This is a genomic window from Brunnivagina elsteri CCALA 953, assembly GCF_002289455.1.
Lineage (GTDB): Bacteria > Cyanobacteriota > Cyanobacteriia > Cyanobacteriales > Nostocaceae > Brunnivagina > Brunnivagina elsteri.
In genome coordinates this window covers 1-12,494 of the sequence record NZ_NTFS01000193.1, presented here as the reverse complement: position 1 = coordinate 12,494, position 12,494 = coordinate 1, and the positions used below count along the sequence as shown (strand labels likewise).

The window sequence follows — 12,494 nt, the reverse complement described above, 5'->3', positions numbered from 1 at the left end:
AAATTTTAGAAAATAAAATATCCTAATATATATATTCATCAACTTTATCATAATTAAGGGCGGAAAACCCCCGCCCCTACGACAAGAATTGGGGACAATTTATTTCTGACTATGGTTTCCAACCTGCTAATAAATTCGGATGTTTTATTGGAGTGGGAAAAATTCCTCGTAAACTTGCTTGACGCTCCGAACTTGGTTCTTTAGTCAAATTCCAAAGGGTTTCGTAGAAGAAAAATGACATACCTGCAAATTTGCGATCGCGCACACTCTGAACTTGGGTTTGTACCTGTTGCATCGACACAAATTTACCTTTCAAGCCACTAATAATACCAATACTCACAGGTATATGACTACGTGCTGCTTTAACTTCCGGTCGATCTAATTCGCTATTAAATACCTTTAAATCGTTACGATATATCTGTAACACTAGTTCTTCAACTAATCCCATTCTCTCCCATCTTGCCCAATCCGCTAAATAAAAGTCATAGGAAAAGCGTTGCGGATTCGGTGCTACTGAAATAATACAATCTTTTTTTACAGCCTTGACTGCCGTAAATACCCGCTTCATGTAGTTGGTAATTTTGTTTGCCCTCCAACGTAACCATTCTGCGTCTTGGGGATTTTTTGGTGGTAACTTTCCTCGATGTTCTTTTTTGTACAGAGCTACCGTGTAGGAATCGTATCCCAATTCCGCAGGTAAACCAAAATGGTCGTCAAATTGAATACCATCGATATCGTAGTTTTTAACCATCTCAATGATTAAATCCTGGACAAACTGCTGAACATCAGGACGAAAAGGATTCAACCAAACGCGATCGTGAGTACCCTCTTTCCAAATTTGCGTACCATCTCGACGACTGGTTAACCATTGTGGACGACGTTTTGCTAATTGGGAATCTGCGGGAGCCATAAACCCAAATTCAAACCAGGGAATCACTGCCAAACCCTTTTCATGTCCCTCTTCCACTACTTCTTTGAGCATATCACGCCCTTGTAACCCTGGTTCAGGATCGAGTTCTTTGCCAATTACCCGCTTTGCTACCTGACTTGGGTACAGTGTCCAACCCCAGTTCCACACTGTCGGATACACAATATTGAAATTTAAATCTTTGAGATTTTGTAAAGCTTTATCCAAACGTTGCTTCTCAAACAACACGTTACTATCAACATTTGTTAACCATACTCCCCGTAATTCCGTTGTCGGTAAACGAGAAGCAGTTTGTGCTGAAAGTGGCAAAGACAATAGCATCGTCGCAATCAGACTCAAAGCCATCAACCCAGTCAAAAAACCTCGCTTGTACCACCACTTCACAAACTCATTCATATGTATTTTTTGTTGAATTTCATCATTCTGGATGATAAAACTACGACTGCACATTAGGCAAAGAAGTTGCATCTAGTCTTCCTCGATTCCCCATTTCCCTATATACAGTAGATTCCACATTAAATACGTATCTTTTCGGTGTGGGGTCATCCACCCCACCCTCATCTCCAATACCCTGATTAAAATCGACCTAAGGTTATCCCAAACACATGTCAACAAAATTACTCACTTGCTGAATTTGATTACGGGTAATTTTGCTGATATTTTTTCTGATTTACATTTTTATATTCACAATTTTAGGGTGTGTGATGATAGGTTTAATTAATTCACAAAATAGCGTGGTAAATGCCACAGCAGCCATCAAGACGCTAGCAAGAGCGATAATGGTAGCTGGTGGTGATTTTTCATTACTTTTAGCTTGTTGTAACTCTCCAAGACGACAGCAAGACATCCTGAGTTTATTAAAAGAATATTCTCCGGTTGATATTAGAGAAATTATTATTCCCCCAACAAGCGAGACACTATACACAACCATTAGCGCAACAATTGGTTCATCTCAACCAGAAGCTTTAATGATAACGGGTTTAGAGTCGGTGACTGCGATTAATCAGCTAATTGTTTCGACTAACTTGATGCGTGATGAGTTACGGAAACAATTTCAGTTTCCTTTGGTGCTATGGGTTAATGATGATATTTTACGAAGACTTATTTGGTTAGCACCTGATTTGAAAGATTGGGCAGCATGTACAATCCGCTTTGATGTCACTCAAGCACAGTTAGCAAAAGTACAAGCAATCTCGGCTTGATTGTAAGTATATCCACCATGTGCATTTAATGTGCGATATGCAACAGACGTTAAGCTCCGCTTGTCAATCCCCCGTACAGACAACAGATATAGGCATTAAATATATAAATATAAGGTGAAGCTCGCTCATTCTTTGTAAATTTCTTGTGAAAGTCAAGGAACAAAGAGTGGGTGAATTTGCGTCTATTTTTCCATCAAGTAAAACAGTTGAAGTTGAAAAAACTAGTTAAAGTTTTTATCCCGAACAGTTATAGTATGGGCTGAAATATTTTTAGTCTGTTGCTATTTTCACTTAGTCTTTGTGATTAGCTCTTGATACTTATTAGTTTATTAGTGGTTCTATAATTATTTATTTTCTATAGAAAACTAATCCCGCAATACCCAATAACTATATTCTATTACAACTATGAAAATCAATATCAAAAATAGTGCGATATCGCGTATCGGCAATCAACAACGGGTTATTACTGCTTTGGTATTAAGTGGTGTTTTATCCATCAGCAGTGGAATGACTCTCATCAAAAGTGCGACAGCCTTACCGCTAAATTCGACAGTTTCAGTCACAAAAGAAAATATTAAAGATAAGGCTCCCACTAAACGTTTGCCTCGTCAAATTGCTAATGCAATTTTTAAAGATTTATCGAAAAATCAAGACATTAACATTAATGATTTAGATGTCGTTGAGTACAGAGCAAAAACTTGGCGGAATGGATGTTTAGAATTAGCAAAATTAGGTGAACTTTGTACTCAAGCTTTAGTTCCTGGTTGGCAGGTGACAGTTACCAATGGTAAACAAAATTGGATTTATCATACCAATGGGAATGGGAAAAATTTACGCATTTCTAACCGCAATATACCTAACAATACTACCAAGTTGCCAGAGAAAGTTCGCGAATCTGTTCTCAAACGTGCTTCCAATTTTCTGAAATTACCTATTTCCGAATTATCAATTATTCAATCAGAGAAACGTGATTGGAGAAATAGCTGTTTAGAATTAGCAGAACCAGGTCGTCTTTGCTCTCAAATAATTGTACCAGGATGGAAGGTTGTTGTTGGGGCTAAGGAACAAGCACTTGTTTATCATACTAATGAGAAAGGTTCTGTAACTCGTTTAAATCAGAAAGAAAGTGAAATTAAAAATCAAGAATTACCAGAAAAAGTTCGTAAAGCGGTTATTAAAGCTGCGACTGAATCTAGTAATTTACCAGTTTCTGAGTTACGAATTACTGAAATTGAAAAAATTACCGTTGATGGCTGTTTGAATTTAGCAAAACCTGGTGAAGTTTGCACAAAAATAGCGCTACCTGCATGGAAAGTCACGGTAAAAGCTGGAAAACAAAAATTAGTATATCACTCGAAAGAAGATGGCTCGGAAGTTAGATTAAATACTTCTGAAAGTAATGTAAAATTACCTCAAAATATAGAAGAGATAGTATTATCTCAAGCTTCTCAACAGTCTGGATTACCAATTTCCCGTTTGCGAATTGTTTCCGCAGAACGAAAACAATGGTCAGATACATGTCTTGGTATTCGTAAACCTGGTGTTCTCTGTGCCCAAGTTATTGTTCCTGGTTGGCAAGTTACAGTTAGTGACGGACGGAAAAATTGGGTTTACCGAATTGGTGAATCTGTGACTGTTAGCTATGATAAAGATGCGAGCGAGATTCCCGATCGAGGTAATTTGAATGCAGTACCAATTCCAACTAGCGAATTACCACCTCCTTTGGAAAGTGGAATAGTATTCAGACAAATTACTAGTGGTGGTATTCTTCCTAGAACTTACCAAACGGTGTTATTAGATGATGGACGTTTGATTAGTACTCGTATCGATGACGCGAATGATTCCGAACGCAGAGTTTTTCGTCTTTCTCAACAACAATTACGAGACTTTCAAAAACTATTAGAAGAAAACGAAAAAGCTTTCCAAAACGTTAATTATCCCCCAACGGTTGGTGCTGCTGACTATAGGAGTTACACGATGACTTCTGCCAATGGAACTGTACAATTTAATGACACTTCTGGGAACAATCTCCCCGAATCTTTGAAAGTAGTAGTAAAAGCCTGGAGCGATTTGAACATCAATACGACTCGATAATTACACGTAGATAGACTATTCCATAGAGATAGGGTAAATACCCCTGTCTCTATTTGTGTTTATTTCTGTGTTTATATTTTAATCATTCCAGTGATGCTTATGATAAAGTTATGTCAGTAGTTAATGTATAAAATTGAAATAGATGGAAAATTTGGGTGAGCGATCGCATCAAAACCAAATAGACTCTGACGAACAACCAACACCATACGCAGAATCGATATTTTACTACTTTGCATATGGTTCCTGCATGTGTCCCGTTGATTTAAAGCGATCGCTTGGTGAAATAACCCATCCTTATGTTATTGGTGCGGGAACTCTCAAATCCTATCGCTTGGGCTTTTATCGCTATTCAACCATCCGCAAATGTGGTGTTTTAGATGTAGTCAAAGACTCCAACAGCAGCGTTAAAGGTGTACTTTACCAACTACCTTTAAGACTTAGCGATAAGCTCGATCGACGGGAAGATGTCCCGAAAGGTGGTTATCGTCGCGAAATAGTTGAGATTAAATGCCAAGATAAAATTTACAAGAATGTCCGTACCTATGTAGTTGTCAATAAATCACCTCAGGAAATAGCACCGAATGACTGGTATTTCAATGTTGTTTTACGTGGTGCTATCACTTGTGGATTACCAGAAGAATATTGCTGGAATTTGTTCAATCACATGTATCAATTACAACAACAACAAAAACAACAAAAACAAATGACTCAACCAGCTTAAGATACAAGGTTGGGTGTCAGCGAGTGCGTAACTCATTATTAATCTATACAATCAAGAACTGTATTTTATTTAATTCAGATTTTTTAATGGTTAATTTTCCCCTATCAAAGTCGTCATCTAGTGAAAGTTTAGTAATGTATTCAATCATTATTTCTCATCCGATTCAGCTAGATTATTATTACTAACTTCTGCCAATTCGGCACTAATTTTTGCCAAAAACAGGGTAATTTTAAATAAACTATTTCATTTTTAAATGTATATTCTGGAAGTATCCTTGATTTACACTCTTTTCTTCAAGCTTACTCTTTAAAGCATGTCTTCACAGATTGTTCTTTACAAAGCGTTCGTTTCCAGATAATCTCATCAATCATATATGAATTTATGACTTAACTCTTGACAAAACAATAAAAATACCCTTTAGTCGTCAATATTTGCAGTATGAAAATATATGGAATACCTCTGAAGAATTGACTTTAAATTAAATTCACTAAAAATTTAAATTTGCGAGTACTCAAACTCCTGAAAATTAAGCTAATTCCAGAAGATGGTAATGATAAGGGAACTTGGATACTTACGTATAGTCAAGATTACAATGTTTAGAGCTAAAAATACTTATCTTAGTCACAGGTAAACAGTTAACAGGTAAATATGGTTAATACAAAAACTTTGAAACTATTGTCCCATCCGATACTAGCTCTGATGCTGCTAACCAGTATCAATGCCGTATTTGCCACACCTAGCCATGCCCAAGCGAAAAAACGTCGAACAACCCCACGCACAGCCCCAGCCCGTGTTTTTCAATCAAATACACCAGCATCTGGGATATTAGATACAAGTTATACCTTGGGTGGTGGAGACCTCATTAAGGTGAATGTATTTGAAGTGCCAGAATATACAGGTGAATATCAAGTTCCCCCAGGTGGCGCAATTAACCTGCCATTGATTGGTAGCGTTCCTGTTTTAGGACTGACAACCGAACAAGCTGCTGATGACATAGCTCGCAGATACGCAAGATTCCTTAAACGTCCAATCATCTCCGTTAACCTGTTGTCGCCACGTCCGATAAATGTGTTAGTGTCTGGAGAAGTTACCCGTCCTGGAGGCTACAGCCTCAGCTTACAGGGTGGAGCAGGTAATGCCCCCGGTGTACAGTATCCAACCATTATTTCTGCAATTACAAATGCCCAAGGTTATACCCTGAGTGCAGATATTACCCAAGTTCAAGTACGTCGCCGTATTGGACGCACTGGGGAACAGCTTGTATCTTTAAACTTACAGGAATTATTGCGAACTGGTAGACTTCCCCAGGATATTACCCTACGGGATGGGGACACGATTTATATTCCCAGGATTGCTAATTTTAACCTAGCATCAGCACGCAATCAAGCATCTTCAAGCTTTGCTGCTGACCCAACTCGACCCCGTAACGTTGCCGTGATTGGGGAAGTTTTGCGTCCTGGTTCCTATTTAGTCACATCTGGAGCTACTGAAGCAGGAGCAAATAACCCATCTAACCTTCCTGGGATTACTGGACAGCCAACAGTAATGCGAGCAATCCAGCTTGCGGGGGGAATTGGTCCCCGTGCGGATGTGCGAAATGTGGTTCTGCGTCGTCAAACCAGAACTGGCGACCCTCAAAATATTAATATCAACCTGTGGCAGTTGCTCCAAGGAGATATTGACCAAGATACGATTCTCCAAGATGGGGATACGCTTTTTGTTGCCACAGCGACGGATGTGAACCGTGCAGAACTAACCCAGCTAGCAAGCACTACTTTGTCACCAAGTAAAATTCAAGTGGGTGTAGTTGGGGAAGTGAAGAGAGCTGGACCTGTTGATATTCAGCCAAATAGTACTTTGAATCAAGCGTTGTTAGCCGCAGGTGGGTTTGATGGTGTCCGTGCTAATAGTAAAGCGGTTGACTTGGTGCGTCTCAATCCTGATGGTTCTGTGACTAAGCGGGTGGTAAAAATTGACTTGGCTGCGGGTTTGAATGAGCAAACCAACCCTGTTTTGCTGAATAATGACGTGATTATTGTTGGTCGTAACGGATTAGCGAAGGGTGGTGATACTGCTAGTGGTATTATCAACCCAGTCGGGGGACTTCTTGGGGTTTTCCGGGCTTTGTTTGGGATTTAGTATACTTAGGGCTTGCTGAATAAGTTAAAACTCAATCAAAATAAGGGTTTCAATCCTTTTTATTCCAAGCTGATGCAAGATTATAGTATTTAGAACCTCAAAATCCTTGCATCTCGGTGGAAATTTGTGGGGTGAATTTAGAAACTAACGCCCAAAACTACCCTAACAGTGGGCAGTGTTGCATTTAGATTCGCTTTGTGGAGTTTTTCAGCAAACCCTACTTAGTTTAGTTTTTTGTTGGGATACCTAGCTTCTATTGATGGAGGTTAGGTTTTTTTGTTTTGAGGGCTTTATTGATTTTTGAACCATAGACACGTAGTTGCAACCGCCAAGACGCAGAGTACGCCAAGGATACAGAGAGAATAAAGAAATGCTTAACTGAACTGCTAGCCCTTCTGCGGTGTTTTAAATTTGGAACAAAATTATTAATGAAAGGTCGGATATTGGGAATGGTGTGGTTTTATATTGGTTTTTTTAATATTGATTGAATTTTGATTAATATAGTTCTCTAAAAATAATGGCAGAGTTTATGCAGTTTTCTATTAGCAGGCTTAAAGGGCTTTTGTGTGGGTTGGGTGTGGTTTGTTGTTGGACTATGGCAATACCTGCATCATTAGCCGCAGAAAAGATTACGATTCAATTGGGTCCGTTTCAACAGACTGTAGAAATTAGCGATTTAGAGGATTTTGCTAGAAGTGGGAAATTGCCTCAGGATTTACAGGTTTTTTCCTCGTTTTTAACTCCCCAGGTACGGGGATTGTTAAATCAAAAATTTCAGGTTAATCCCGATGGTGGGGATAAGTTTATTGATGAGTTGGCGAAAACTCCTCAAGGGAAGCAGTTAATTTCTTCTTTGGGGGGAATTATACCGGGTAGTACTAGTCAAAGTCTGAAGGATACCCTGAGTTTAACCCTACGTCGGGTAAATGGTTTAAGCGTGCTGGGTTTTTTGCGGTCTTATCCGGGGGAGAATATTACTGTAGATGCCACTAAGGCTGTTAGTTTTTCCCTGGATTTTAATCCCGCAAATCTACAAAGTCAGGCTTTTGGGGCTTTGCTGGAACGGGAATTAATAGCTAAAAGCGATGTTGTCCTGCCTAAAAATATAAATCCTGCATTTGCGGGAAATCAAGCAGTGCAATTCGTGAGTTTGACATTGCGAGATAGCCGTAGAAATCGAACTATTCCAGTGGATATTTATGCTGGTAGCGCACCAACCCAGAAACAAACACAGCAACAAATAAAACAGCCCTTGGTAGTGATTTCACATGGGTTTGGGGCAAATCGTCAATTTTTGCGATATCTGGCTTTGCATCTCGCATCCCACGGAATTACTGTGGCAGCGATTGAACATCCAGGGAGTAATGCGATCGCAGTTAATCATGCTGCTAATAATTCTGATTTGGCAAAGCTTTTACCTGCTAATGAATTTATCGATCGCCCGCAAGATGTCAGCTTTTTACTCGATGAGTTGACAAAGTTAAATTCCCAACCCGGACAACTCCAGGGCAAATTAAATTCTGAGAATGTCACAATTATTGGGCATTCTTTGGGTGGTTATACTGCTTTGGCTTTGGTGGGGGGAAAATTAGATTTAGGGGCATTAAGAAAGTTTTGTAGCAACTCCTTGGGGATTGGGGAAGCTCCGGGAGATTGGTTGCAATGTGCTGCAACTGGGTTGAAAGATGGAAATTTTGATTTGCGAGATAAAAGAGTTAGAAGTGCGATCGCACTTAATCCTCTCATCGGTAATTTATTCGGCAAGAATGGACTTTCCCAGATTAATACCCCAGTTCTCATGTTGGCTGGTACTGACGATGCCCTCACTCCAGCGCTGAAGCACCAATTTACTCCTTTTACCCAACTCCGGGGTAGTAATAGTAAATATTTATTAACTGCCATCGGTGGTACCCATCTCAGTATCAGTGACCCGATGTATCAAGTTAGTGAGGTCACAAAGATAGCTAAAGAGAAACGCGGAGCGGAAACTAAAAACCTCCGGGAAATGCTTTGTGGTTTAAGTTTGGCGTTTATTAAAAAGCAAACTAATGAGGCAAAGATATATCAGCCATTTTTATCATCAACCTACGCTCAATCAATCTCAACAACGGAATTACCGCTACGCTTGGTTTCCGATTTACCCAGTAATTTGAAAAAATGGGCAGAATATGCTGCTAAGTAGGATATGGGCAAAAGGGAAAAGTAAACTTAATTACCACCTTGTCTCTTGCCACGTACCAGAGAAGATGATTTAATTGCGATCGCTTCCAATTTATTTCTAAACCTTGGCAAACACTTATAATTACAGGGCGATAGTGTTAATCCCTAGTAATGGGGACACAGGCAATGATAATTAACGTTACTATGTGAACTCATTTAGACTTAAGGTAAGGAGGCAATCTACGTGTTGCCATATTTAACGATATAATTTCTCCCAAGGTACAGTAGGAGTATTAAATGGAACCGATTATTGCTATATTTTTAGTGCTTATAGGCTATGGTTTGGGGTCGGCAAAGCTAATTAATGAAGGAAATGAAGCCCTTGTTGAACGCTTGGGACGTTACCATCGTAAACTAGTACCCGGTTTAAATTTTATTGTTCCTCTGATTGATTCCATTGTCATGGAAGATACTACTAGGGAGCAAATCTTAGACATTAAACCCCAAAAAGTCATCACGGCTGATAATGTTTACCTGGAAGTCGATGGCGTTGTAAACTGGCGCATCAAGGATATGGAAAAAAGTTTCTATCAAATTGATGATATCCAGATTGCACTGGCAAATTTGGCGACTGTCGAACTACGAGCTAATCTTGCTGAACGTAATTTAGAACAAGTTATTGCATCCCGTAGTGAGATGAATCGAACTTTGTTACAAACATTAAATGATGCTTCCAAGGAATGGGGGATTGAAATTATTCGGGTAGATATCCAAAGTATTACACCTCCCGAAAGTGTCCAAAAATCAATGGCTGACCAAAATGCTGCTGTGATTAGAAAGCGTGCTGCGATTACTGAGGCTGAAGGTGAACAAGAAGCTGCGATTAAACGCGCTCAAGCAACGAAAACATCAATGCAAATACTCTCGGAAGCATTACGAACTAATCCGGAAAGTAAGGAAATTTTAAGGTATTTGGTCGCACAAGAGCAGGTGGATGCAAGCCAAAAACTCAGTGCTAGTCAAAATGCTAAAATTGTTTTCCTCAATCCTGGTGTTAATGCTGAGGCTTACAGCCAAATGATTGGCGAGTTAGGTGCTGAGGAAGCTAGCAAAAACAATCCTGCTGGAAGTGGTGGAGAAAATGGTTCGGCAACTGCTTAATTTAGTTGTCAGGGATAAACAATCAATATAGGGCAAACAACCGTGGGTTCCCCTACGGTATTCTCAATCGCAAACTGTATTTAGTTTGACTGGGAACTGTACTATCTACTGATTGCGTCTGCAACTAAAGTGATGTCACGCATTTCTTTGACATCGTGAACTCGGATAATATCAGCACCGTTAAAAATGGCTGCACAACAAGCCGCAGCCGTTCCCCAAATCCTTTTTTTCGGGTCAGGTTGGTTTAAAATATAACCGATGAAGCTTTTGCGCGATGCTCCTACTAAAATTGGACAGTTAAGAGTGCGTAGTTCTGCTAAACGGCGAAATATGTCTAAATTTTGTTTGTAGTTTTTTGCGAATCCAATTCCTGGATCGATAATTATTTTCTCGCGATTAATCCCTGTTTCTACTGCTTTTATGATTTGCTCGCTGAGAAAACTAATAATTTCCGCTATTACATCTTCATAATCAGTATTACTTTGCTGTTGCATTGTCTGGGGAGTACCGCGAATATGCATAAGAATTATCGGGATACCAGCTTCGGCAACAACTTGTAATATTTCCGGTTCAAATGTACAGCCAGATATATCATTAATCATATCCACACCAGCTTTGATTGCTGCTTTTGCTACTTCTACTCTTGTTGTATCTACGGAAATTGCTAAGTCTGTAGTTGGGCGAATTGCTTGTAATACTGGTATAACTCGATTAATTTCTTCCCCAAGACTAATTTGCTCTGCACCTGGTTTTGTAGATTGTCCGCCGATATCGATGATATCAACACCAGCATCAATCATTAATTTAGCTTGTGCGATCGCAGCTTCAATTGTATTAAATTTACCTCCATCACTAAAACTATCTGGAGTAATATTTAATACTCCCATTATGTAAGTTCGTGTTCCCCAGGAAAACGTAGAATTACGTATTTTGAATTCTGTGGACATTTGATTTAGGGAATGGGGAAAACTTATAAACTTATTATTCTTAATAATAATTATAATTTATGGAGAGACGACCCACCGGGTCGTCTCTACTTAATTTTGGTAATTAACAATTCGGGCAAAACTGTCAGCTTCGAGACTGGCACCACCAACTAAAACACCATCGATTTCAGGTTGAGCCATGATTTCGTCGATGTTGCTTGGTTTTACCGAGCCACCATATTGAATTGGTACGTCGGGGTTTTTGAGTTGCGATCGCATTAACCCAATCACGCGGTTTGCTTCTTTGGTTTCACAGGTTTCACCAGTTCCAATTGCCCAAATTGGCTCATAAGCAATAATTAAATTACTTTGGTTAATATCTACCAAATCTTTATTTAGTTGCATAGAAATTAAGGTTTCGGTTTCTCCTGCATCTCGTTGTTGCTTGGTTTCCCCGACACACAAAATTGGCGTTAAACCGTTCTTTTGTGCAGCTTTAAGGCGTAAATTAACAGTTTCATCGGTTTCCCCAAAAAACTGCCGTCGTTCGCTGTGCCCAATAATTACATAGCGCACACCTATTTCGGTTAGCATCTCGGCAGAGATTTCACCTGTATAAGCACCTTGAGTTTCCCAATGGACATTCTGCGCTCCTAGTTGAACGAGACTGCCATGTAAATTCCTTGATAGTGCGTTTAAATCGGTAAACGGGACGCATAAAATCACCTCACGTCCAGAGGGAGTATCTTCTAAAGCAGGCAGAAATCCTTTCAAGAAATCCTCAGACTCTGCCTGAGTCTTAAACATTTTCCAGTTGCCAGCAATAACTTTCTTCCGCACAGCGCTTTCGTCTAGGTTAAAAAAACATTAAATGCATCTTTTACTGTAGACCATGACGTGACCGTGCGATCGCATGAATTTTGAGATTATGGCGAGGTTAAGCTTTTCTATCCGATCGCAGCGATTCTGAGATTGAGAGAAGAGAATCCCCAGAACTTGTAATCATAAGTGCGATCGTAATGACTGTAAATATTTTTGTCTACCTACTTATAGTCAGGGCAAACAACCGGAAAGCCTCTACTGTCGGTACTAATTTGGCATGAACTTTAACCAGCGAATTCAGGTCAATCAAGATAAAATCTTTAGCTTTATTACATATTTCG

General features: G+C 39.5%; 9 protein-coding genes. 6 read left to right on the top strand and 3 right to left on the bottom strand.

Features of this window, described 5'->3' with window-relative positions; all coding sequences use genetic code 11:
- Positions 1 to 109: 109 nt before the first annotated feature.
- Entirely contained in the window at positions 110 to 1,324 is a 1,215-nt protein-coding gene (locus CK510_RS17100) for a glycoside hydrolase family 10-like protein (RefSeq protein ID WP_095722860.1), read from the bottom strand.
- Between the two features lie 308 nt (positions 1,325 to 1,632).
- Here CK510_RS17100 and CK510_RS17095 point away from each other — a divergent pair, with 308 nt between their 5' ends.
- From CK510_RS17095 to CK510_RS17070, 6 genes are all read left to right on the top strand, one after another.
- Positions 1,633 to 2,130 carry a hypothetical protein gene (locus CK510_RS17095; protein WP_095722859.1) on the top strand — a complete coding sequence of 166 codons (498 nt, stop codon included), beginning with the start codon at positions 1,633 to 1,635 and terminating at the stop codon, positions 2,128 to 2,130.
- Between the two features lie 405 nt (positions 2,131 to 2,535).
- On the top strand, positions 2,536 to 4,224 hold the full coding sequence (locus tag CK510_RS17090) for a DUF8738 domain-containing protein (protein ID WP_095722858.1): 1,689 nt from the start codon (positions 2,536 to 2,538) through the stop codon (positions 4,222 to 4,224).
- A gap of 142 nt (positions 4,225 to 4,366) precedes the next feature.
- Positions 4,367 to 4,945 carry a gamma-glutamylcyclotransferase family protein gene (locus CK510_RS17085; protein WP_095722857.1) on the top strand — a complete coding sequence of 193 codons (579 nt, stop codon included), beginning with the start codon at positions 4,367 to 4,369 and terminating at the stop codon, positions 4,943 to 4,945.
- Positions 4,946 to 5,593: 648 nt separating this feature from the next.
- Entirely contained in the window at positions 5,594 to 7,084 is a 1,491-nt protein-coding gene (locus CK510_RS17080; RefSeq protein ID WP_095722856.1) for a polysaccharide biosynthesis/export family protein, read from the top strand.
- A 517-nt stretch (positions 7,085 to 7,601) separates the two neighbouring features.
- The gene (locus CK510_RS17075; RefSeq protein WP_095722855.1) at positions 7,602 to 9,266 is read left to right on the top strand and encodes an alpha/beta hydrolase; all 1,665 of its coding nucleotides are present in this window, start codon (positions 7,602 to 7,604) and stop codon (positions 9,264 to 9,266) included.
- A gap of 275 nt (positions 9,267 to 9,541) precedes the next feature.
- Positions 9,542 to 10,405, top strand: a complete 864-nt coding sequence (locus CK510_RS17070) for an SPFH domain-containing protein (RefSeq protein ID WP_095722854.1) — start codon at positions 9,542 to 9,544, stop codon at positions 10,403 to 10,405.
- Positions 10,406 to 10,506: 101 nt separating this feature from the next.
- On the opposite strand, the gene folP is transcribed toward CK510_RS17070, so the two are convergent.
- Both folP and tpiA read right to left on the bottom strand, forming a co-directional pair.
- Positions 10,507 to 11,352, bottom strand: a complete 846-nt coding sequence (gene folP, locus CK510_RS17065; RefSeq protein ID WP_095722853.1) for a dihydropteroate synthase — start codon at positions 11,350 to 11,352, stop codon at positions 10,507 to 10,509.
- Positions 11,353 to 11,442: 90 nt separating this feature from the next.
- Entirely contained in the window at positions 11,443 to 12,171 is a 729-nt protein-coding gene (gene tpiA / locus CK510_RS17060; RefSeq protein ID WP_095722852.1) for a triose-phosphate isomerase, read from the bottom strand.
- Positions 12,172 to 12,494 lie beyond the last annotated feature (323 nt).